The organism is Bacteroides sp. OM05-10AA (assembly GCF_003439055.1).
GTDB classification, from domain to species: domain Bacteria; phylum Bacteroidota; class Bacteroidia; order Bacteroidales; family Bacteroidaceae; genus Bacteroides; species Bacteroides intestinigallinarum.
Genome location: NZ_QSUR01000005.1, coordinates 41,616 through 66,008 on the forward strand (window position 1 = coordinate 41,616; position 24,393 = coordinate 66,008).

The 24,393-nt window shown below is 43.1% G+C and carries 13 protein-coding genes; 6 read left to right on the plus strand and 7 right to left on the minus strand.

Going from position 1 to position 24,393, the window contains the following annotated elements; all coding sequences use genetic code 11:
- Positions 1-220 precede the first annotated feature (220 nt).
- On the plus strand, positions 221-487 hold the full coding sequence (locus DXB58_RS27880) for a hypothetical protein (RefSeq protein ID WP_117936073.1): 267 nt from the start codon (positions 221-223) through the stop codon (positions 485-487).
- 119 nt (positions 488-606) lie between these two features.
- Here the strand turns inward: DXB58_RS27880 and DXB58_RS05270 are convergent, their stop codons facing one another.
- From DXB58_RS05270 to DXB58_RS05300, 7 genes are all read right to left on the minus strand, one after another.
- Positions 607-2,178, minus strand: coding sequence for a LamG domain-containing protein (locus DXB58_RS05270; RefSeq protein WP_122136136.1), 1,572 nt, complete (start codon positions 2,176-2,178; stop codon positions 607-609).
- 36 nt (positions 2,179-2,214) lie between these two features.
- Positions 2,215-4,143 carry a RagB/SusD family nutrient uptake outer membrane protein gene (locus tag DXB58_RS05275; RefSeq protein ID WP_117936077.1) on the minus strand — a complete coding sequence of 643 codons (1,929 nt, stop codon included), beginning with the start codon at positions 4,141-4,143 and terminating at the stop codon, positions 2,215-2,217.
- A gap of 13 nt (positions 4,144-4,156) precedes the next feature.
- Positions 4,157-7,402 carry a TonB-dependent receptor gene (locus tag DXB58_RS05280; protein ID WP_117936079.1) on the minus strand — a complete coding sequence of 1,082 codons (3,246 nt, stop codon included), beginning with the start codon at positions 7,400-7,402 and terminating at the stop codon, positions 4,157-4,159.
- Positions 7,403-7,438: 36 nt separating this feature from the next.
- A complete protein-coding gene (locus tag DXB58_RS05285; protein ID WP_004299916.1) occupies positions 7,439-8,830 on the minus strand; it encodes a glycoside hydrolase family 76 protein in 1,392 nt (463 codons plus the stop codon).
- 14 nt (positions 8,831-8,844) lie between these two features.
- Entirely contained in the window at positions 8,845-10,092 is a 1,248-nt protein-coding gene (locus tag DXB58_RS05290; protein ID WP_004299915.1) for a SusE domain-containing protein, read from the minus strand.
- A gap of 18 nt (positions 10,093-10,110) precedes the next feature.
- Positions 10,111-12,084: a LamG-like jellyroll fold domain-containing protein gene (locus tag DXB58_RS05295; RefSeq protein WP_122136137.1), complete on the minus strand. Its 1,974-nt coding sequence runs from the start codon at positions 12,082-12,084 to the stop codon at positions 10,111-10,113.
- Positions 12,085-12,272: 188 nt separating this feature from the next.
- Positions 12,273-16,313, minus strand: a complete 4,041-nt coding sequence (locus DXB58_RS05300; protein ID WP_122136138.1) for a response regulator — start codon at positions 16,311-16,313, stop codon at positions 12,273-12,275.
- A 210-nt stretch (positions 16,314-16,523) separates the two neighbouring features.
- Here DXB58_RS05300 and DXB58_RS05310 point away from each other — a divergent pair, with 210 nt between their 5' ends.
- The 5 genes from DXB58_RS05310 to DXB58_RS05330 all read left to right on the plus strand — a co-directional run bounded on the left by DXB58_RS05310 (position 16,524) and on the right by DXB58_RS05330 (position 24,182).
- Positions 16,524-18,806 (plus strand): GH92 family glycosyl hydrolase, encoded by a 2,283-nt coding sequence (locus DXB58_RS05310; protein WP_004299912.1) that lies wholly within the window; start codon positions 16,524-16,526, stop codon positions 18,804-18,806.
- Between the two features lie 53 nt (positions 18,807-18,859).
- Positions 18,860-19,810: an endonuclease/exonuclease/phosphatase family protein gene (locus DXB58_RS05315; RefSeq protein WP_122136139.1), complete on the plus strand. Its 951-nt coding sequence runs from the start codon at positions 18,860-18,862 to the stop codon at positions 19,808-19,810.
- Between the two features lie 52 nt (positions 19,811-19,862).
- A complete protein-coding gene (locus DXB58_RS05320) occupies positions 19,863-21,020 on the plus strand; it encodes a glycoside hydrolase family 76 protein (RefSeq protein WP_122136140.1) in 1,158 nt (385 codons plus the stop codon).
- A 59-nt stretch (positions 21,021-21,079) separates the two neighbouring features.
- Entirely contained in the window at positions 21,080-22,525 is a 1,446-nt protein-coding gene (locus DXB58_RS05325; protein WP_122136141.1) for a glycoside hydrolase family 125 protein, read from the plus strand.
- Between the two features lie 496 nt (positions 22,526-23,021).
- Positions 23,022-24,182 (plus strand): glycoside hydrolase family 130 protein, encoded by a 1,161-nt coding sequence (locus DXB58_RS05330; RefSeq protein ID WP_199487921.1) that lies wholly within the window; start codon positions 23,022-23,024, stop codon positions 24,180-24,182.
- Positions 24,183-24,393: the final 211 nt, after the last annotated feature.

Consider the following 24,393-nt stretch of genomic DNA (forward strand, 5'->3'; position numbering starts at 1 on the left):
CCCCGCCACAGTTTCCACACACTCCACACATACTTCCCCACTATCCTAATTGGCATCATCTTCCTCATTCCTTTATTTATCAATCACTTATCATACATTCTCTAATTTTGGCACGCGCTTTGATCTTTAATTAGACGTTAGCGAAAAGCAATAACCGATTCCTTAACACAAAGGTAGAGAATTGAAAACATATGTCTAATAATCATTAAAGCAAACGATTATGAAAAAATTAGTATTAGTAGTAGCAATGTTTATGTTTGTTTGTGGTGGTTCATTCCTTGTAAAGGCTCAGAGTTCTGCAGAAGCTGTGACAGCCCCGACAGAAATCAATGCGACAGTTGTCAACGATACAGTAGTTAAAGATACTGTAACTAAAGAAGACGCGCCTGCAAAGGCAGAACTGGTTGCACTAGCCGCCATTGTCAATGATACAGTTGTCACAGACACTACATCAAAAGACAAACCGGCTGAGCCTGTCAAGGAATAACCTTGCCAACAACATGCAGGACATAGTCTGCCGAAGAATAGTAAGCACACTACAAAAAAAGCCATCCCTACTTTCGTCTATTCCGGGGATGGCTTTTTTATTATCCTATCTTCTTACAATCATTCTGTAGGAGCACTTGTTTCCAATATCGGATCTGTTTTCCAACTTGAAACAATATTTGCCGCCTCTGCTTCGAAGCTCTTTCCTGCCAAAGACACAAATGTCTTGGTATTACCATTTCCATTATTGAATAACCAATTAGCTACCATTCCATCCTTATCCTCACTCAACAACTTACCGCTCTGCTCGGAGATCTGTTGATCCGACAAGGCTTTTGTCCAAATACGGGCATAACTGATAGCTCCGTTCAACCGGCGTTTACCATCAGACTGGCCGATGTAGAAATCAGAAGTAAGATTGATCTCTTTCAAATCATCCGGCGTACCGTTTGATAATTGAAGCGTTTCTCTGACACCATTTACATACAACGCAATCCGCTCGCTTCCGCTCTTACTATTATCCAATACCACAGCCACATCATACCACTTATTGGTTTCTATCTTAGTAGAGCCCTCATAGCGAATACTACCTTTATCATCTGCAGCAAGCTGAAGGAAACGTTCTTCATCATTGCTTCCTCCCTTATGCACATCGACACGCAGCAAGAATTTCTTCTCTATACCCATCACCGTATTAATCCGGGCATTTCCATTGTCATTGCCATTCAACGACTCAATGTTGAAACGAGCCTCAAATGTGAGCGTACTCAAATTCTTTAGCGATTCATCTGCCGTACCATTATATTCAAACGGTACTTTAAAGTAATTACCGCTACCCAGGTTTGCCACTTTATCTGCCTGTACCACCGTTACGGTCAGACTTAATTCCTGTTCCGCTTCGTCTCTGACAAACACGGTAGTGATACCCGCTTTTTTACCTATTAAATTGAAACGAGTGTCATCCACCTGCTGAATAGCTACAATCTCTTCATTCTCTGCTGTCAGACTATAACCTCCGTTTCCTTTTTCTACCGTAATCATGATCTTATTGTTGACTCCCACTCTCGGTGTCAGATTGGAGACATCGATAGAAATCGGATTTACCGTCACCTGAACCACCGCCTGTTTTCCTTTATGGTCTGTAAAAGTCACTGTTGTATGTCCGTTCTTCAAACCTGTCAAAGTATAGAAAGGACGAAACTGATCTGTATTAACCATGCTGACAACCGTTTCATCCTCCACCTCATAAGACAATTCATCATTGCTGGAAAAGTTTCCCATGCTGACAATCAGTTGCTTTTCACCAGCAACTTCCAAGATCACCTCCGACTCATTCACTTCCAATTCAAATACACCAACATTCACAGAGATATTGGCAACTACTCCTTCTCCATCCATTACTTCGATGGTAGTGGCTCCATTCTGTGAGCCACTTTTTACAGTTATCAATTCGCCGGAAACGGTAGCCGTTGCAATAGCAGTGTTGAAACTTCTCACGGTATAGTTTCCGTTTCCAACCACTACATTCACTTTGGCTTCCTCATTCTGCCCGATACGTATCACCGGTTTGTTCACAACCAACTCTATCAAGTCTTTAGCCACATCGTCATCATCATCGTCGTCACAACCTGTAACGGCAAACGATAATACCGACAATAGCAACAGACACATATATGTATAGATTCGTTTCATCTGATTTTCTTTTTAAAGTTATACATTCCTACCGGTTTACCATCCGGGATTTTGTTCAATGGTCGGTGTCTTCTGCAACTCACTCTGGCGAATCGGGAACAGATAATGCTGAATAGAGAAAGTACGTTCTTCCACGCAGAAACGCTCCATTCTATATTTCACACCGTCAACCGTAATCGCTCCATTCTCATCCTGCACCGGACGCATTCCGTTAATCATTCGCTGGCAACGGGGCAATGCACCGTTATTGGCAGCCCAGTATTTTTGCGTACGTTTTGAGTTATCGCTTCCGCTGGATTTCCAAAGGCTTTCCTTTGCCAGCTCTTCCTTACTGGTGGGCTCCAGATACAAGCGGCAAGTCCACGGACGTTTTCCCTCATAAAAGAGTTCCACGCGACGTTCACGCTGAATGTATTCACGCATCAACTGTTGATTAGTCTTTACTTCCGGCGGCATCGGTTTCATAAAAGAACGTTCACGAACCGTATTCACCAATTTATAAGCTTCATCGATATCCTCGCCCAATTCATTACAAGCCTCTGCATAAATATAGATAAACTCCGGAAGACGCCAGATGGCGGGCGCATTGATACTGAAGTTACCGGATTTGTTCCATGACTCTTGTTGGAATTTACGTAAATAATAACCGGTAGTAGTTGCATTGGTAGCACCAATCTTATCGGAACCACTCGCCGTATTGATTGTTTTCGACTCGTTCTTATTATTACGATAAGGAGCTCCGTGATAAATTACATCGCGATAGAAACGCGGGTCACGAGTACCTTTCATATACGGATTAGTATCATCATAGCCACCTTTACGAGCTTCTGCCGAATATACCGGATAGCCATAATCACCTACGATATATTCATATTCATCCACTTGTTCCTGCACCGGTTGCTGGCGCGAACTTCCCTCACGGCTGGGCGGATAAATATCACCCTGCCATGCCTGATCCTTGCTCTTTGTCATAAAGAACACATACTCATTGGCAAAGGCATCCATATCATAAAACATATCCCACAAACGAGCATATACACGGCTGTCATTCAGATTACCGTCAGCCGGATCCTTGAAATCATTTGCATCATGTTTCGTATAGAGAGAATAACGCTTGGTGCCGCCGACTTCGAAATCCAGAACTGCTTTAGCCGCTTCTTTGGCTTTTCTCCAACGAGTAGCATCATAAGCATACTCATTTTCAAACACACGACGCAAGTTGTATCCATATTGAGAAGCACCATTCCACAACGGAGTAGCCGCTACCCAGCGAACAAAAGAAATCAATCCCAGACAGGCTCCCTTATCCACACGGCCAAAGTTCTCGGAAGTTTTCACATACTTATTAGGAACCATGCCATAAGCAGTTTGTGCATCGGTCACAATCTTTTCAACCATCGAATGAACAGACTCTTTCTTGAAGTCCATATTATCTCCGGCATTAATCACACGGTCAATATAAGGAGCTTCGCCATACATACGCAGTAACAGCATGTGGAAATAACCACGCATGAAATACATCTCACCGATACGGTTACGAAGATCACCATCCTGTTGAGGGTTGTCGGGCGTGTTATACTTCTGTACATTTTCTATAATCAGGTTCGCTTTACGGATTCCTTCATAAAGAGCTTCCCAATATTGCCCTACACTACCGGGCAAAGAGTTCGGGTTCCAGGCGCCGTTATTGAAGTTATTCGTAATGTTCCCCTCTACGTTGGTTCCTTCACATTCGTCCGTAATGGCACTGTTGCTGAAGTGCTCGAAAAACACCAGCGGACGGTCTGCTTTCTTTGCAGCCGCGTATACGTCGGAGACTAGTCCGTTCACTTTTTCGTAACGGGCAAAAACGTCCGCTTCCGTAATATTATCATCATCGTCCCGGTCCAGGTAATCGCTACACGAAGTAAAGACCAACGGCAGGACCAATAAAGCAATTGCTGAAAATCTATATAACTTTTTCATATTTCTATCTTATTTAGAATGTAATATCAATACCAAAATTGAATACCTTTTGAATAGGATACCAGGAAGCTCCGTCTCCGGATTTTGTTTCCGGATCAATATCCACATCACCCAGTTTATCAAAAGTCAACAGATTCAGACCTTGCACATAAATACGTGCCTGTTGCACATGGAATTTACGTAATAATTTGGGCGATACATTGTAACCAATTTCCACATTCTTAAGACGCAGGTAGGAAGCATCATACAAAAACAAACTGCTGTTTCCATTCTTGTTGTTATCATGTGTTCCATAATGCAATGCCGGATATTTGGCAGTAGCAGCCGTTTCCGGTGTCCAACGGTCCAGATGCATTTTCTTCACACGTCCGATCTTATCCTGTTCAAATTGCGGGAAGTCAAATACAGCCGCCCCATTCAACAGAATAGATGATTTTGTCGCACCTTGCAATAATACACTAAAATCAAAGTTCTTATATTGGAAACCGAAAGGAATACCGAACATCAGTTCCGGACTACGCGGATTTCCCATTACCGTACGGTCTTCATCATCAATCACTCCGTTACGATCCAAATCCTTATAAACAACATCTCCCGGAATTAATTGTCCCCACGGTTGATAACCGATCTTATTCAGGCGGTCAGCTTCTTCCTGATCGGCCACAAAATGATCGAACACATAGACAAAGTTCTCGTATAAACGTTTACCTGTTTCTTTACGCCAGGAGTTCTTGCGGGCAACTTCCGCCTTATATTCCAGACGGTTGCGGGAGAAAGTCAGGTTCGGACGGATATAATAACGGAAATCCTTTCCAATCTTATCATTCCAACTCAATTCGATATCCACACCGCGGTTGCTTACCTCACCCAGATTCTGTAAAGCTGCATCTTTACCTACAATGTCCGGATATCCCATGATACCATCACTGTTCATATCTGTAATAATGTCAAAACGATATTCGTAAAATGCATCTATCGTCAATGCCAAGCGTTGATTCAGGGTAGTAAAGTCGATACCGACATTCAGTTTACGTGCTTTCTCCCAAGTCAGATTCGCATTAGCCAGATTGCCTTCGGAAGTACCGCCTACATTCGTACCAAAGTTATTACCGAAATCATAACCACTGCCACCACCGTAGAAAGCCAGATATGGGAAACGGCTACTGACATTGTCACTACCTACCAAACCATAGGAGGCTCTTACTTTCAGGAAGTCAATCCAGGAAGCCTTTTTCATAAATTCCTCTTCAGAGACTACCCAACCGATTGAACCAGCCGGGAAGAATCCGTAACGTTTGCCCGGCGCGAAGTTCTCGGAGCCATTGTAACCGAAGTTAAATTCCATCAGATACTTCTGATTATAATAATAAGCAAAGCGTCCGGTGATACCCTGGCTATGATAAGCCAGTTCATTGTTAACAGTACGGTTACCACGGTTTGCCAATAACATGGCTGTCACTTCGTGATGGTTGCTAAACAAACGGTTGTAATCCAAACGTGCCTGTATATAAGTACGTCCGTCAGAAGCGTTATGACTGAATCCGTTGCCGATAGTCTGGTCAATATCATACTTGTTACCCGTTTTGTAGGCACCGGTATAGTGTCCGCCGGCCATATAAGCATCCGAGCCTTCAATCGGCATAAATGTTGCATACTTCGGATATTCACGATATCCGTCTTTGTAAGTATCCAGTTTGCGGTTTATCCAGCGTCCTTCGGAGGCGTCATAAGAGAACATCACTTCCGCCTTTAATCCTTTCGTCAGAAATTCCATATCCAGATTCATGGCAAAACTACCATTCAGATACGTGTTCTTTTCATTCAGATAACCGGTACGGCTCAATTCACCCAGAAGATTGTAACGGTAGATATTGTCACCATAAAGCATTCCACGAGGGTTTTGCTGAATGTATTCCTCATTCTGCGGATGCGCGTTTTCTTCCACTAGGATGGGCAGATATGGAGGCTGGGTAGCACAGATGGTCATCAGGCGACCGGCTGTTGTACCCGGTGCATTACGGTCGGTAATACGGGCACCCAAATCCAGACGGGTACTCAAATAACGATTAATGTTAATATCGATGTTCGAACGGAAATTGTAACGGGTGAATTTAGTCTGTGAGTCATATTCACCGGCATTCGCATATTTGTAGTTACCTCCTTGTGAAAAGTAATTGGCCAGTACATAATAACGTACCTTGTCCGTACCTCCACGGATGGAGAGGCTGACATCTTCCTGCAAGCCCGGTTTAAAGGCAAAATCATAATAATCCCAGTCATATCCCAAGCCATCGGAGTTATCCCCTTTGGCGCGGCGGAAATTGTCAATTGCCTGTTGAGAGAAAAGGTTCAAACTGCTGATGTCTGCGCCCGTCATCTTGGCATCGTTCAATCTGGCTTCATTATATAAAGTTGCATAATCGGCAGAGCCTAAATATTCGGGGAAACCGATCGGCTGGTTAATACCGATAGAGGCTTTCAGGTTCACGGTTGCCTTTTCCGCTGCCTTACCACGTTTGGTAGTAATAACGATTACACCATTTGCACCACGGATACCATAAGCGGCAGTGGCGGAAGCATCTTTAAGAATAGTGAATGTTTCAATTTCATCCGGTGCGAGGTAACTCATGTCACGTTCGATTCCATCGACAATGACAATAGCACTCTGGTTACCGTAAGTTGCCTTACCACGGATAAACAATTCACTTTGATCCACACCCGGTTCACCACCCGCATACTGGTTTACAATCAAACCCGGCAGACGTCCGGCAAGTGCATTGTTGATATTGGCAGTAGGACTTTGCGTCAGATCTTTTGTCGTGATGGTAGCAACAGAACCGATCATCGTTTCTTTACGTTGTTTGGTATAACCTACCACAACCACTTCCTGCAAGGCTTTCGTATCTTCCTGTAGTAAGACAGTCAGTTCCTTCTTTGCACCGGGAACAATTTCCTGCGGCTGGTAACCCAGATAAGAAAACACCAACGGAGCTTCCGCATAAGGCAGTTTCAATGTAAACTTACCATCCATATCCGTAATCGTACCTGCATTGGCCACTCCTTTCACGACAACAGACACACCGATCAACGGGTCATTTGTCGTCTTGTCCAATACCGTACCCGACACTGTTATTTTATTGCTTTGTGTGGCCTGCACCTTTGCCGTTCTTCCCGTTTGCGCCACACCCTGCAAAGGTATACCTGCAAGAAGAGTGCAAGAAACAGCCACCAGACAAATATTTCTTTTTATATGTATCATCTTTCTTTTCGATTTTCTATGTGTAATAAATCAATCTTATTCCTCTGCTTTCTTACCGAAATCCGGTCCGACCCAGTTCGCCTTTTCCGTTGCTTTACCTTGCACCCAGTCTTCATAACGGGCACGGATTTCAATCATTGTTGCTCCCGGGACTTCCGCATTCAAGGAGATTGTCAGGCGATCTTCCCTGTTATCGCGATTACCAAAGGTCGGTGCTTTTGCCCAGTCGTACTCCCACACATAATAGCCTTCGGGATGAGCCAACGTCCAAAGCACATCAGAACAGCTGCGCAATGCAGCGATAAACTTATTCTTGGTCTTTTCCGGATAAAGGCTGTTAGTCGGCTGTTTCACCATATCCAGGAAGTAACGGACAAATATTCCACGGAATAAAAGATTATCTCCCGAATTTCCTTCACCACTGAATACCGGATAGTTGGAATCCATTTTCTTATTCACCTGGTAAGAGCCGAAAGCAACCGCATTACGAAGATATTCATCCTCACCGGTAGCGTTGTACAGCTCCAGGGCAGCCGCCATAAATGTTCCCTGATTATAAGACAAGGCTACTTTATCAGGATCTCCCGGTGTACCGTCATCTTTAATACTAAGATTATCATATACCTGTCCGGTGGAAATATCACACAGATAAGCCGTCATCCAGTTGTATACCTCTTTGGCGAAGTTCAGGTAATAAGCAGCCTGCTCTTCCCAGCCGTCTTTAGCCTCCTTAACGGTAAGCTGATACAATTTCATAGCCAGAAGGCAACCGGGACCATTGGAACAAGACATACGTGAAGCCGGTGCATCCGTTTTCCATGCCATTCCTCCTACCCCTTTATAGTCATTCTTCGCTCCCTTGATATGGTTCCACATCTTCATCAACGCACTGTAGTAATCCTGATCGCCAGTCAATTCATAAACTCGCAGACAAGACAGTGCCATCCATTCCATATCATCATAGAAGTTATTCCAGAAGTCTTTGCCACCATAACCGCAATGTTCATTCCAGTCATCAAAAGCCGGCAGGAAAGGTTTCATGATGTTTTCGTACAAATGAGCCTGATATTCGGGATTGTTCGCATGACGGATATAAGCATCGATCACGATATCCAATGCATGTCCCTGCGACCATCCGCCGCTACCGCCCGTGCTTGCCGGTTCTCCGGTTTCCGGTGTATTCGGTTTTTCCCAGTAAATGCTTCCGCAAAAGGTATCCCGTCCGCTGGCATTCTCATAGAAATATTTGATATAAGTTCCCGTACTTTTGTCGGCTGCATCTGTCCAGTTCACATCCGACACATATTCACCGGATGAATTACCTTTGTAGATGTCTCCCAGATCGCCGTCGTCACAAGCTGTAAATATTGCCAGTGCACCGCTTAACAACAAAGCTCTTTTTGATAATGATACTATATAGTTCTTCATATTATTATTCAGTTTTAATCTTCATTCGTTTCCGAAGCTACCCAACGGTGGGTGTACGTTCCAAACTCTGCATTGAAATAGAGGGTTACATCGGTTTTCACCGTAGCATAATAGACATTTCCCTGCTTTTCGCCCCATTGCAGTAATTCGTCGCAGAAACGGAAACTGTAATCCCATGGATCTGTGCCCAATGCCAGTTGATATAAATTATAATAGCTGTTGTCGGTAGTCAGATTCGGTTGCCCTTTATCTTTCTCCTTATGTCCCCAACGGTAGGTTGTTCCGTTGATTTCCATCTTAAAGCTATGACGGGTTTCACCGCTTCCTGCCCAACTTTCCGTTTGTTTCCGGGCAGTATAATTCTTCACACCCCATTTGCCATATCCCAGATAGTTGAAATCCTGTCTATACCCACCCGAATGGTTATAAAGATATACAGCTCCTATTTCATCGTAACTGATCGTTTGTTCACCCATATTGATGGTAATCCGGTAGATGCCTGATTGAGGAACCGTAACTGTATAGTCTTCACCATCATTACGCTCACGTAACACTCCGTTGTCGTCTACATAATAATAGCATTTGCGACCTTCTACAGTAGACATAAATATAAATGGCTGGTCAGCTTTCAATTGAGTGAAAGTCTGATAGATTCCTTCATTCTGACGGAGCATTTGTTGTGCTTCCGCTTCATCACCATCATCTTCCGTACCCACGCCAGTGATATAAACCGGCTCGTTTTCAGAAGGCATATCATCAATGCCGTCCATCATAAAAATTACGAAATAACCTTCCAGACTACTAAGAGCCTGATCCAATCCGCAATAAGCACGCACCTTCCAACGCAGTGTGCCGTTAGTATTGCAACGGAATTTAGCCAGTTTACCTATTGTGTTTGCCTGATAATGGGTTAAAGTCAACTGCGATTCCAAACCGTTATTGTCAGAAAAGATCGTTTCTACCGGTTTGGTAAAGTCTCCCCCGATCGTATCAATCAATACTTCATAACGATATACTGTATTTCCGTGTTTCTCGGTAGGCGTCCATTTCAGAACAATATCCGTCAGCGAAGCACCCGAAAGTACTACTCGCTCGCCACTAGCCATTGCATCCATTGTTCTAACAGGTTCAGGCGGAACAATCGGTTCATAATCATCCGGATCAAATCCCGGATTCAGTTTATTGTCACAAGCCGTCAGTCCGATAAGAAAAAACAGCAGGGCAAATTTGATTAGTTTTTTTGTTATCATATTGTTTCTCATATTATTATATTCCTAGTTTTAGTATGAATGAGGACATTCAATTGGTTCAAAGCGGCTCTTATCTCCATTATAAGTTGCAGGAAGTTCCGCTCCCCAGGCAGGTTTATTTTCGCTTATATTCTGCAAACAAACTTGCGCATCCAATCCGCTGCCGCCATTTCCCCAATTTTCAAAAACTGTAGTACCTCCGACACCTTTCGAGAATACCCAATATCCCATCAAGTCAGAGTGTTCTTCTGCATTAAGGATTTTGCACATATTCGCTTTAATTTCACTTTCGTCCAACGCTCTCTTCCACATCCGTGCCTGATAAACTTTGCAATATCCTACCCGATATGAATCTCCGGAACGTCCAATCAACAGTGCTTTATCATTTCCACCTACATCTGTCAGATTGAGAGATGAATTAGGAGCACAATCCTCATAAGAGTTATCTGCAGGAGTCAACGTTTCTCTCACCCCGTTTATATACATTTTATAAGCCTCTTTAGTACTTGATTTCGTTCCATCATATACAATGGCTATATGATACCATTTACCCGGAGTCTTACGTCCACCTTCCGAATCATCGCAATAAATAGTCTGCTGACTACGGAAACGGGGATCACTCTTACCATTAATTTTTGTGGCTATTTCAAAACGCGGATTCACATCCTTAGCTTCTGCACGAAGCAGGAATACACTTTCCAAACCTATAAACGATTGCATAGAACGAGTATAAGTCGGGTAGAACACAACCTCAAAAGTAAGCTGATTCATACTTTTCACCTCTGAATGTGATTCGGCATACTTTTTAATATCAATTTTAAAGCATACGTCATATTCCATACGATAACATACCGGATTCACATAAACTGGTAACGTCAATTTCTGACCTGCCGCATCAGACAGTTCCAGTGTGGTAGTCCCGAGCTTCTTTCCTGTTAGTTTTAACTTGGTAGCCCCGTCTTCCGTAATCAATTCTGCGGTTTTCAAATAGGTTTTATTATCATCTGTGAGTTGTGCCAACTTATAATCACCATTTCCTCTGGTAATAGCTATTTCTGTAGATGCCTCATAACCACCGATGATTAAAGAAGTTGCTTCATTTTCCAGTTTAAGGTTATATGGATTCACTTTCACCGAAATCTCCTCCACAGAACCTTTCTGATCTGTCACAATCACTTTCACATCACCTCTAGCTTTGGGTTTCAAGGTAATCAGGTTCTCTTTTTCAGTAGCTTCCACAATCGTTGCATCCGTAGTAGGCTCGCCGTCTCCCACCTGATAAGTGAAACTATATCCGCCATTACCTCTCTCAATAGAGATATATTGAGATTCGGCATCCGGTTCGGCAAAAGTGGCTTCATTACTTTTCAGTGTCAGATCCACGATGTTCACTACCACAGGAATAGTGATTGTCTTACCTTTCTTATCTGTTATCGTAATATTTACCGGATCGGCTCCAGTCTCGAACTTGGCAGTCAACGGAATAACTTGTCCGGATAGTTCACCCACTTCCAAAAACTTATCAGCACCTTCCGGTATGGAAATCTGATAATCTCCGTTACCGGTCAAAATCTTCACCAGTCTCTTTTCACCGATAAAAAGGTCAAAACCTTCTTCCGGTGCATCTACCGTCAAATCCCAGAGTTTTGCTACCCGAACCAGCACTCTAGCCACTTTCTTACGTCCATCTACTATTAATATAGTAGTTTCCGTACGGTTATTTTCTTCCAACTGGCTATTTTCGGTAGCTTTAATAGTCACCTTATTACCATTGATTGTAGCCGTCGCCACGTTTTCATCAAATGGCTTCACATAATAATCGCCATTACCGGAGGTGATACTCACCGTAATTTCGTCTCCTTGTAGTAGTGTCACCGAATTATTATCGACAACCAGATCTGTTGCCGGTTTCACTTCCTGTTCTTCTTTATCATCACTGCACGATACCATAAAAAATGGAATGGTCAATGCTGAAAGAAATAAAAAACTAAGTTTCCTTTTCATTAGATTAAAGATTAATAAATTAATACTTTTCAAGTTTATCTATTTAAAAACTTCGATGAGACAAAGATAAAATCACTAAACTCTACCAAAAGAAAATTAACTATCCTTTTTTACCTTTTGGCACGGATATTTACTATATTAACACGGATATTTACTTCTTCTTTTTCTTTAAAAATTCCCGCCACAGGCTACTGCTGAACCTCTTCCAAATGTTTCATCCGAAACTCTTTTGGCGTGCACTCATACTTTTCACGGAACACCTTAAAGAAAGTAACTTTGTTCGAGAATCCCGAATCGAATACAATTTCATCAATCGTCTTTTTAGTGGTCAGCAATAAATCTTTCGCTATGTGCAAACGACATTCCTTAATCAGATCGGTCGGGCTATCCTCTCCTATCTCTTCCATCTTCCGATAAAGACTCCGGGGACTGATTGCCAGTCGATCGGCGATATAACGCGGAGTCAAATCTTTGTTCGTTATATTATCATTGATAATCTTCAAAACCGACTGAAGGAACTTCTTCGACTCTTTATGCGTCAACTTCCCGTCCGACTTTTCAAAAGAACTGATCGGCGAACTGAAATAATTCTTCAACACCTCTTTCCGTTCCATCACCTGACAGACAGAAATACGAAGGTACTCCGCACTAAACGGTTTCGTGATATACATTTCCGCACCAGCAGAAAGAACCTCCATCTGTTGTTCCATCTCGTGCCGTCCGGAAACCACAATAATAGGAATATGCGCCGTCTCTTTCACCGATTTGATCCGCCTGGTCAGTTCAATGCCACCCATTCCCGGCATCATGACATCACAGATAATCACATTCGGATAAACCTCATTCATCACCTGATCCAGCCGTTCGGGATCTTGCAAGGTTACCACATTGAAGTCAGCCGAGAAGATTTCTCCAATAAACCATAGCATTTCGATTTCATCATCGACAACCAAAAGCGTAGGACGCATCTTATCAAACTCATACTGGGGAAGTTTCAGTATCGATTGAGTATCTATCTTAGGGATGTATTCCGCTGTGAGCCGCTTGGTTTCCGCCACTCCGGTAGTCAGTTCCACGATCGGCAAGGTTAGTGTAAACATCACCCATCCGTCAGGAGTATTTTCCACTTTCAACGTACCATTCAGCAACTTTGCCATATTATAAGAGATGGCTAGTCCCAGGCCATTCCGTGAAAAGTTCTTTTCATCCTGATTCTCGAAATTATCCAAAATGGCATACCGGTTAAAAATATACTGAAAATCCTTTTCCTTGATGGTACTTCCTTCATTCGCTACACGAAGAGTCAGCATGTTTTCCCCGCTTGTATCCACTTCAATCTTGATACTTTGTCCGTCGGGAGTATATTTAAAGGCATTAGAAATCAGATTAATAATAATCGTATTCAGGAATCCTTTGTCCGAGTTCCACATCACCTGCTCGGGTATCTTGCTCAAGAAAGTGATGTTTCTGGATTTAGCCATTTCTACAAACGTTTTGGCTATTCCTTTCACAATGGAAGACACATTCAATGACTCAATCCGTACTTCCCTGTTTCCCGTTTCAATCCGACGGAATTCGATCAACTCATGAATCAGGTTGTTGAGACGCTCCGCATTCGTCTGAATCATCTGTACGTAGTCTACGACAAATTTACTAAGTCCCTTCGATGAAAGGATTCGTCCGCAAGGACCATAAATCAAAGTCAGCGGAGTACAAAATTCATGTGCGATATTAGTAAAGAAACGAAGTTTGGACTCAAAGACATTCTTTTGATGGCGTTTCTCTATCTCGTTCAGCAATTCCTGCTTTTTACGTTTGGAGCGCAGGATAAAGGAACGTATCAGTAAGGCTGCCAGTAAAAGCAGACAGAAGGCATAAATCAAATAAGCCCACCAGGAAGCATACCACGGATCGCCTATACGAATAACCAGGGAATAGACATCACTCTCTTTATCAAAAACACTATTGTAATATTTCACCAATAAGGTATATTCGCCGGGAGCCATATTCGTAAAAGAGACTCCGCTTTCCGAACCATTGTTTACCCATTGGTCACTCAATCCTTTCAGTTTATAAAAATAGGTACAGTTATTACCATTCAGATAATCCACAGAGGCAAATGAAACAGAAAAGAAATTCTGGTCATACTGCAAATTCAAGACTTCAGTTTCTTTTTTCCGGGTGAGAAATTCGCCCAGATTGTATTGTTCACCGAAGATAGACAGCTTATCAAAATAAACAGGAGGCATATAAAGCTGCTCCGAACGGCCATCCGCCCGGATAGCTACGACTCCATTGATTCCGCCAAAGAACAGAGTACCAGTCCGGGAATCCCGAAAAGCGGCACCGTCACTAAACTCTACGACCTTTAAACCATCTCCAAAGCCATACGAACGAAAGACATTCCGCTTCGTATCGAAATTAATTAATCCGAGATTGGTGCTCAACCAGAAGTTGTCGGACGAGTTTCTAAGAATTGCATGAATGGTATTATTCAGGAAACCATTCTTGGCATTGAAGAGCTGATAAGAAGTTTCCGAAGTGTACTTTATCAATCCGTAGCTCGTTCCAAAAAGATAGTTATTGCTGCTGTCTTTACCGATGGCGAGAATATTATTCAGGGTCATGTTTTCGTATTTATGAGTAGACACCGGTTCCAGGCCGTTCGTCGTTTCGTTATAACGGAACACCCCATATCCTTTATTACCAAACAACAAGTTGGCTTCATTCTCTGCATAAATAGTAAAGAAATAGTTCGATCCCAGTTCGCCGTCATTGATGACGTAACGTTGCGCATCCACAATCACCGGATTGTCCGGTGTTCCGGCAATACGAGCCTTCACCACTCCCATGCCGACACTCGCCAGCCACAGTTCGGAATCTGCTGTTTCGTAAATGTCATGGATGTATTTAAAATCTTCGTTACCCATCCGTATCGGTATACTCTTGATACGTTTTTCCCGATATGAATAATAAGTTAGTCCTTCTTCGTCTCCTATCCAAAGCAAATTCCGGTGGCTCTTGGCAAAACAATAAACGGCATTACTACTCAAAGCACTATTAGAGGTAGTCAACACCTCTGCCCGGCAGTCGGAGATGTTTTTATCGAATTCGTAATCATAGATTTTAAGAATTCCGTTTCCTTTGGTTCCCACCCAGAAAGTACGTTCATCATCAAGATAGATGGCACGCACAGGGCGTTCTATTTTCTCGGTGTAATTGCTAAGTACCATTGATTTGATAGAATAAAGCGGATTCGAATAAAGATAAACGCCCTGCCCGTCAGTACCAATCCAAACAACATCCTGAAAACGGTCTTTCTTGAGACAGAATACACCGCTGTTGATAGGTAACGACTGAATTTGATAATGATCCGTCTCCTTCTGTTTCTCCAACAGGAGAATGCCATCCATCAAAAAGCCCACAAAATAGCTGTTATGATAATGAACGATGGACGAAATTTTGCCACGTTCCTGTATTTCCTTACCCAGATTGGCAATAAATTCATTCTTCTGGGTCGGAATATGGAAAGCATAGAAATTAAATTCCTTATCTATGTAATAAAGAGATTGCTCGTCATTGAAACAATAAATCAAGGAAGTCTGATAAATCAGGTTTGTTTTCTGGGGTAACAGGGTGATATCTCCCGATGCGGCTTCCTGCTGTATGTCATAACAGCGGTTGTATCCTTTCATGACTACCCACATCCGGTTGTTACCGTCGATAAAGAAGTTTACGATATCGGAAATCGGAATTCCCGTGATATTGATTTTCTTGAAGACTCCTTCTTTTTTATGATAATAATAGATGCAGTTACTATCCTGGATAATGAACAGATTGCCATGACTATCCTTATTCATAAAGAAGAGTTTCTGAAATTCATTATAGTGAGTGATTGTATTGGTTTTCCGGTTCAAACGGTTCAATCCATAGTAGGTTTGAATCCAGTAAATATCTTCGCCCGTATACACAATATTGTCAATCAGATTACCAGATAAGTAATCCTCCTTGTCACGAGTCTTAAATTCCTCAATCTCCTGTCCATCATAAATATTCAGTCCGTCGCAGGTCCCGATCCACATCAATCCACGCTCATCCTGGCACAGAGATGTAATCGAACTATTAGACATATACTCTTTATCTGCAACTTGCTTCAAATTATAAGCATAAGCGTTATGTATCAACAGATTAAGAAAAAAGAATAGAATAAAAACCGACTGTTTTCCCATAGTGTATTATTCTTAGATTTGCTATATGACAAAGGTAAACAAAAAAACATTCCGAGCTTTTTTTTGGCCGGAATATAAGTAAAGCTCCGTGCCAGAGTAGTTAATTTCAGCGACAAGAGGCGATTTAGCCCCTCTATTACTAGAAGCACATTCCTTTTCTCCCTATTTTCGTCGTAGAAATTATTTTCAAATCTATAAATTCATTTGTTCATGAAAACACATTTTTCATTTAAACACTTGCTATTTCTTGGAGGTGCCGTGTTGTACAGCCTGCAATCTTCTGCCGTTAAGAATCCGGTAGACTATGTCAGCACACTGGTAGGCACTCAATCCAAGTTTGAACTGTCTACCGGAAACACGTATCCGGCTACGGCATTGCCGTGGGGAATGAATTTCTGGACACCGCAGACCGGTAAAATGGGAGACGGTTGGGCGTACACGTATGATGCCGACAAAATCCGGGGATTCAAACAAACACATCAGCCCAGTCCCTGGATGAACGACTACGGGCAGTTTGCCATCATGCCTATCACTGGCGGACTGGTATTCGATCAAGACCGACGTGCCAGTTGGTTCTCTCACAAAGCGGAAGTTGCCAAACCTTATTATTATAAGGTGTACCTTGCCGACCATGATGTAACAACCGAGCTTGCTCCTACGGAGCGTGCCGTCATGTTCCGTTTCACGTATCCGGAGACAAAGAATGCCTACGTGATTGTAGACGCTTTCGACAAAGGTTCTTATGTGAAAGTGATTCCGGAAGAAAACAAGATTATCGGCTATTCAACCAAGAATAGCGGCGGTGTGCCGGAAAACTTCAAAAACTATTTCGTGATTCAATTCGACAAACCGTTCACATTCGTTTCCACAGTTTTCGAAAACAACATTCTTCCGAATGAAACAGAAGCAAAAGGAAACCACACAGGGGCCGTGATCGGATTCGCCACGAAAAAGGGAGAAATCGTACACGCACGTGTTGCTTCCTCCTTTATCAGCCCCGAACAGGCGGAGTTGAATCTCAAAGAGCTTGGCAAAAACAGTTTCGACCAACTGGTAGCGAACGGAAGAGAGATCTGGAACCGTGAAATGAGTAAAATAGAGATAGAAGACGATAATATCGATAATTTACGCACCTTCTATTCCTGTTTATATCGTTCCATGCTTTTTCCACGCAGTTTCTACGAGATAGATGCTAAGGGACAAGTCATGCATTACAGCCCCTACAACGGCGAAGTGCGTCCCGGTTATATGTTTACCGACACCGGATTCTGGGACACGTTCCGTTGCCTGTTCCCTTTCCTCAACCTGATGTATCCGTCAATGAATCAAAAGATGCAGGAGGGACTAGTGAATACTTACAAGGAAAGCGGTTTCCTGCCGGAATGGGCCAGCCCGGGACATCGGGATTGTATGGTAGGCAACAACTCGGCTTCCGTAGTGGCCGACGCTTACATCAAAGGATTGCGCGGATATGATATCGAAACTCTTTGGGAAGCATTGAAACATGGAGCAAATGCACATCTTCGCGGGACTGCTTCAGGTCGTCTCGGTTACGAATCTTACAACCAACTGGGATATGTTGCCAACAATATCGGCATAGGACAAAACGTTGCACGTACATTGGAGTATGCTTACAACGACTGGGCAATTTATACATTAGGTAAGAAACTCGGTAAACCGGAGAGCGAAATCGACATTTATAAAAAACACGCGCTGAACTACAAAAATGTCTATCACCCGGAACGCAAACTGATGGTTGGCAAAGATAACAAAGGCGTATTCAATCCGAATTTCGACGCAGTGGACTGGAGTGGTGAATTTTGCGAAGGGAATAGCTGGCACTGGAGCTTCTGCGTATTCCACGACCCGCAAGGACTTATCAACCTGATGGGAGGCAAGAAAGAATTCAACGCGATGATGGATTCTGTTTTTGTCATCCCGGGTAAACTGGGAATGGAAAGCCGCGGCATGATTCACGAAATGCGTGAAATGCAAGTAATGAACATGGGGCAATATGCGCATGGCAACCAGCCTATTCAGCACATGGTATATCTCTACAATTATTCAAGCGAACCCTGGAAAGCTCAATACTGGATACGTGAGATTATGAACAAACTATATACCGCCGGTCCCGACGGTTATTGCGGTGACGAAGACAACGGACAGACTTCCGCCTGGTATGTATTCTCCGCACTCGGTTTCTATCCGGTTTGCCCGGGAACGGATGAATATATCATAGGAACCCCGCTCTTTAAATCAGCGAAGTTACATTTGGAGAACGGAAAGACCATCACGATCAAGGCAGATAACAACCAGCTTGACAACCGCTACATCAAGGAAATGAAAGTAAACGGGAAATCACAAACCCGTAATTTCCTTACACATGACCAGCTGATTAAAGGTGCTAATATTCAATTTCAAATGAGCCCCGTGCCCAATAAACAACGGGGAACCACAGAAAAAGATGTACCTTACTCTCTTTCGTTTGAATAAAATATTGTACTTTTGGAGATCAATGAATTATCTACCAAACAAACTATAAAAACATGAAACTGAAAAGCCTTTTACTAATTGCCCTTGTTGCGATCGTCTTTTGCGGTTGCCAAAGTAACTATCAGCCTACTTCTATCACCGTTGCCTCCTACAATTTGAGAAACGCCAACGGTGGCGATTCAATCAACGGAAACGGTTGGGGACAACGTTACCCGGTCATTGCCCAAATAGTGCAATACCACGATTTCGATATTTTCGGCACGCAGGAGTGCTTTATTCATCAACTGAAAGATATGAAAGAAGCATTACCCGGTTATGATTATATCGGTGTAGGCCGCGACGACGGCAAAGAGAAAGGTGAACATTCTGCTATTTTCTATCGCACAGACAAGTTTGATGTGATAGAAAAAGGTGATTTCTGGTTATCGGAAACTCCCGACGTGCCGAGCAAAGGATGGGATGCCGTGTTGCCTCGTATTTGCAGTTGGGGACACTTCAAATGCAAGGATACCGGCTTCGAATTCCTTTTCTTCAACCTGCACATGGACCATATCGGCAAGAAGGCACGCGTGGAAAGTGCATTCCTCGTACAGGACAAGATGAAAGAACTTGGCAAAGGCAAAGAGCTTCCGGCCATCCTGACGGGAGACTTCAATGTCGACCAGACCCACCAGTCTTATGATGCTTTTGTGAGTAAAGGGGTGTTGTGCGACTCTTACGAGAAGGCCGGCTTCCGCTATGCTATCAACGGCACGTTCAACGACTTCGACCCGAACAGCTTTACGGAAAGCCGTATCGACCATGTATTCGTTTCTCCGTCTTTCCTAGTGAAAAGATATGGTGTGCTGACGGATACTTACCGCAGCATCGTAGGCAAGGGAGAAAAGAAGCAGGCGAACGATTGCCCGGAAGAAATCGACATCAAGACTTATCAGGCGCGTACTCCTTCAGACCATTTCCCCGTAAAGGTGGAACTGGAATTTGACCAGCGTCAGCAGAAATAATCTTTGTATCTAGTTATAACCTGAAAGTTTCACCACACAACCCGATATTCCTATGAGAAATATATGTTTTGTAGCCTGTATGTTATTTTGCCTTACTTCCGCAGTGGGAAAGACACCGGGAAATACCCGTTATCTTTCTATTGCCGACTCGATTCTATCTAATGTATTGAATCTCTATCAGACGAATGACGGACTACTAACAGAAACGTATCCTGTCAATCCCGACCAAAAAATTACTTATCTGGCGGGCGGAACGCAGCAGAACGGAATGCTGAAGGCTTCTTTTCTATGGCCGTATTCGGGGATGATGTCGGGTTGTGTGGCTTTGTACAAAGTGACCGGAAACAAGAAGTACAAAAAGATTCTCGAGAAAAGAATTCTACCGGGAATGGAGCAGTATTGGGATAACAGCCGCTTGCCGGCCTGTTATCAGTCATATCCCACCAAGTACGGGCAGCACGGACGTTATTATGACGATAACATCTGGATTGCACTGGATTACTGCGATTATTACCAACTGACTCACAAGCCCGCATCTTTGGAAAAAGCCGTTGCATTGTATCAATATATCTACAGTGGATGGAGCGACGAGATGGGGGGTGGTATTTTTTGGTGTGAACAGCAGAAGGAAGCGAAGCATACTTGTTCCAATGCACCGTCTACTGTGCTCGGTGTCAAGTTGTACCGGCTGACGAAGGATGCCAAATACCTCGAAAAAGCAAAAGAGACGTATGCCTGGACGAAAAAGCATCTATGCGACCCTACCGACCATCTTTACTGGGATAACATCAACCTGAAAGGGAAAGTTTCCAAAGAGAAGTACGCCTACAACAGTGGACAGATGATTCAGGCAGGTGTATTGCTCTATGAGGAAACGGGAGATGAGCAGTATTTGCGCGATGCACAGCAAACAGCCGCAGGAACAGATGCCTTTTTCCGCACAAAAGCCGATAAGAAAGACCCGACTGTCAAAGTGCATAAAGACATGGCCTGGTTTAACGTGATCTTATTCAGAGGACTGAAAGCTCTGTATAAGATTGACAAGAATCCGACGTATGTCGATGCGATGGTGGAGAATGCGCTTCACGCCTGGGAAAACTACCGGGATGAAAACGGATTATTAGGCAGGGATTGGTCGGGACATAACAAGGAGCAGTATAAATGGCTGCTCGACAATGCCTGTCTTATTGAATTCTTTGCAGAGATTTAACACTTCTTCTCCGCAACACTTTCATAATCAATACTAATCAACAAAAAAAGACTATTACCATGAATATAACTAAAGCCTTTTGTTTGTCCATAGCACTCTTTGGTGCTGGCAATATGCAGGCTATAACGAACAGTGATTTTGTCATCCAACAAGATAATACCAAAATCAACAACTATCAGACGAACCGTCCGGAAGCATCGAAACGTCTGTTTGTCTCTCAAGCTGTGGAACAACAAATTGCGCATATCAAGCAACTGCTGACGAATGCCCGCTTGGCATGGATGTTCGAAAACTGTTTCCCGAACACACTGGATACTACTGTTCATTTTGACGGTAAAGATGATACGTTTGTTTATACAGGCGACATCCACGCCATGTGGTTGCGCGATTCGGGTGCACAAGTATGGCCTTACGTACAACTCGCCAACAAAGACGCGGAACTGAAAAAGATGCTGGCCGGCGTTATCAAACGTCAGTTCAAGTGTATCAATATCGACCCGTATGCCAATGCTTTCAACATGAATTCCGAAGGCGGCGAATGGATGAGCGACCTTACGGACATGAAGCCCGAACTGCACGAACGCAAATGGGAAATCGACTCGCTCTGTTATCCTATCCGTCTTGCTTATCATTACTGGAAAACGACGGGAGATGCCAGTATATTCTCCGACGAATGGCTTACAGCCATCGCCAAGGTTCTGAAAACGTTTAAGGAACAGCAACGAAAAGAAGATCCGAAAGGTCCTTATCGTTTCCAACGCAAAACGGAACGTGCACTTGATACGATGACCAACGACGGCTGGGGTAATCCTGTAAAGCCGGTCGGACTGATTGCTTCTGCTTTCCGTCCTTCGGATGATGCTACAACTTTCCAGTTCCTCGTTCCGTCCAACTTCTTTGCTGTAACTTCATTGCGCAAAGCTGCCGAAATTCTGAATACGGTCAACAAGAAACCTGATTTAGCTAAAGAATGTACTACACTGTCGAACGAAGTGGAAGCAGCCCTGAAACAGTATGCGGTTTACAATCATCCGAAATATGGCAAAATCTATGCTTTCGAAGTGGACGGTTTCGGCAATCAACTGTTAATGGATGATGCCAATGTGCCGAGTCTCATTGCCCTGCCTTATCTTGGGGATGTGAAAGTGAACGATCCTATTTATCAGAATACCCGTAAGTTTGTATGGAGCGAAGATAATCCTTACTTCTTCAAAGGTACTGCCGGCGAAGGAATTGGCGGTCCGCACATCGGATATGATATGATTTGGCCCATGAGTATTATGATGAAAGCATTCACCAGTCAAAACGACGCAGAAATCAAGACCTGCATCAAAATGCTGATGGATACGGATGCCGGAACAGGGTTCATGCATGAATCTTTCCACAAGAACGACCCGAAGAACTTTACTCGTTCCTGGTTTGCATGGCAAAATACGCTGTTTGGAGAACTAATCCTAAAACTCGTGAATGAAGGAAAGGTAGACTTACTGAATAGTATCCAATAGTCTTCTATTATGTTTTTTATTGTATTCCCGCTTATGAGATAACTGTTTCTAACCTTGAAGCTTACGCTTCCAAAGTAGTTTCAAGGTTGAAGAACTTTAGTTTCACGCCTTTGAAACCATAGTTTCAAGTAAGAGAAACTAGAGTTTCTCACCGATGAAACTAAAGTTTCCCGCTGACGAAACAAAAGTTTCAAGCAATAGAACTTTTAGTTTCAAGTACTGAAACTCTCTCTTCCGTAATAGTCTGATAATCCTTGAATACCGCTCCGGATAGAGAAATAAATACCCACATAGCAGAAAAGCAATAAAATCCTTACTTTCGACAAGGTGACAGCAAAGTTGTCGTCACCTTGCCATCACATCATGCTGTCACACTGCAGTATATTTATAATCAATCATTTATGTCCAATCAGGTGACAGATGACAGCATTTTATTTATTTTCCAATTTATATGTAGAGAGTATATGACTCCTAAAAAATAAATGCCCCATATAATATGAACAATATGAAATCAACTTTTTTATTCCTACTTACTACAACCATAATGACTTGTACTGCCTACGGACAGTCTTCCAATCATAAAGAAAACCAATTACCCGATTGGGCTTTCGGTGGTTTTGAACGTCCAAAGAATGTCAATCCGGTAATATCTCCTATAGAAAACACCAAGTTTTACTGTCCATTGACCAAAGATTCTATTGCGTGGGAATCGAACGATACATTCAATCCGGCTGCTACACTCTACAATGGTGAGATTGTCGTGTTATACCGTGCAGAGGATAAATCAGGTGTCGGTATCGGACACCGGACTTCCCGCCTCGGTTATGCCACTTCTACCGATGGCACACATTTCCAACGGGAAAAGACTCCTGTATTCTATCCGGATAATGATTCACAAAAAGAGTTGGAATGGCCCGGCGGCTGCGAAGACCCACGAATTGCCGTAACCGATGACGGATTATATGTAATGATGTACACCCAATGGAATCGCCATGTGCCTCGCCTGGCAGTAGCGACTTCTCGCAACCTAAAAGACTGGACAAAACACGGTCCTGCTTTTGCCAAAGCATTTGATGGAAAGTTCTTCAACCTGGGTTGTAAGTCCGGCTCTATCCTGACCGAAGTTGTTAAAGGGAAGCAGGTTATCAAGAAAATCAACGGGAAATACTTTATGTACTGGGGAGAAGAGCATGTATTCGCAGCTACTTCCGATGACTTAATCCATTGGACACCGATTGTCAACATTGACGGCTCCCTAAAAAAGCTGTTTTCTCCCCGTGACGGCTACTTCGACAGCCATCTCACCGAATGTGGGCCTCCAGCTATCTACACTCCGAAAGGAATTGTCCTTCTTTATAATGGTAAAAACCATTCAGGAAGAGGTGACAAACGCTATACCGCCAATGTCTATGCTGCCGGACAAGCACTCTTCGACGCCAATGATCCTACCCGCTTTATCACCCGTCTCGACGAACCGTTCTTCCGTCCGATGGACAGCTTTGAAAAGAGTGGGCAATATGTAGATGGAACCGTATTTATCGAAGGAATGGTCTACTTCAAAAACAAATGGTATTTGTATTATGGCTGTGCAGACTCCAAAGTAGGAGTGGCCGTTTATGATCCGAAACGGCCGGCAAAGGCTGATCCGCTGCCATAGTTATAAAAATAATCCTGATTACATTCTTTTTTAAAGGAAAGATGTAATCAGGACTAACTTATTTCTTAAAACTATATCCCCAAAAACGGCTGAAAACAGTAAGTTCTTGTTAAAGATTTGCTTTTCAGCCGTTTCTAGTATAAAATAAAGCTTTCCGAAGCAGAATTAAATGCTACAATCGGAAAGCCTTATAATACCTATTGAAAACTGA

Bases quoted from the DNA above. Each gene is read 5' to 3' on its own strand.
- DXB58_RS27880 (WP_117936073.1), top strand. From the start codon at position 221: ATGAAAAAATTAGTATTAGTAGTAGCAATGTTTATGTTTGTTTGTGGT.
- DXB58_RS05270 (WP_122136136.1), bottom strand. From the start codon at position 2,178: ATGAAACGAATCTATACATATATGTGTCTGTTGCTATTGTCGGTATTA.
- DXB58_RS05275 (WP_117936077.1), bottom strand. From the start codon at position 4,143: ATGAAAAAGTTATATAGATTTTCAGCAATTGCTTTATTGGTCCTGCCG.
- DXB58_RS05280 (WP_117936079.1), bottom strand. From the start codon at position 7,402: ATGATACATATAAAAAGAAATATTTGTCTGGTGGCTGTTTCTTGCACT.
- DXB58_RS05285 (WP_004299916.1), bottom strand. From the start codon at position 8,830: ATGAAGAACTATATAGTATCATTATCAAAAAGAGCTTTGTTGTTAAGC.
- DXB58_RS05290 (WP_004299915.1), bottom strand. From the start codon at position 10,092: ATGAGAAACAATATGATAACAAAAAAACTAATCAAATTTGCCCTGCTG.
- DXB58_RS05295 (WP_122136137.1), bottom strand. From the start codon at position 12,084: ATGAAAAGGAAACTTAGTTTTTTATTTCTTTCAGCATTGACCATTCCA.
- DXB58_RS05300 (WP_122136138.1), bottom strand. From the start codon at position 16,313: ATGGGAAAACAGTCGGTTTTTATTCTATTCTTTTTTCTTAATCTGTTG.
- DXB58_RS05310 (WP_004299912.1), top strand. From the start codon at position 16,524: ATGAAAACACATTTTTCATTTAAACACTTGCTATTTCTTGGAGGTGCC.
- DXB58_RS05315 (WP_122136139.1), top strand. From the start codon at position 18,860: ATGAAACTGAAAAGCCTTTTACTAATTGCCCTTGTTGCGATCGTCTTT.
- DXB58_RS05320 (WP_122136140.1), top strand. From the start codon at position 19,863: ATGAGAAATATATGTTTTGTAGCCTGTATGTTATTTTGCCTTACTTCC.
- DXB58_RS05325 (WP_122136141.1), top strand. From the start codon at position 21,080: ATGAATATAACTAAAGCCTTTTGTTTGTCCATAGCACTCTTTGGTGCT.
- DXB58_RS05330 (WP_199487921.1), top strand. From the start codon at position 23,022: ATGAACAATATGAAATCAACTTTTTTATTCCTACTTACTACAACCATA.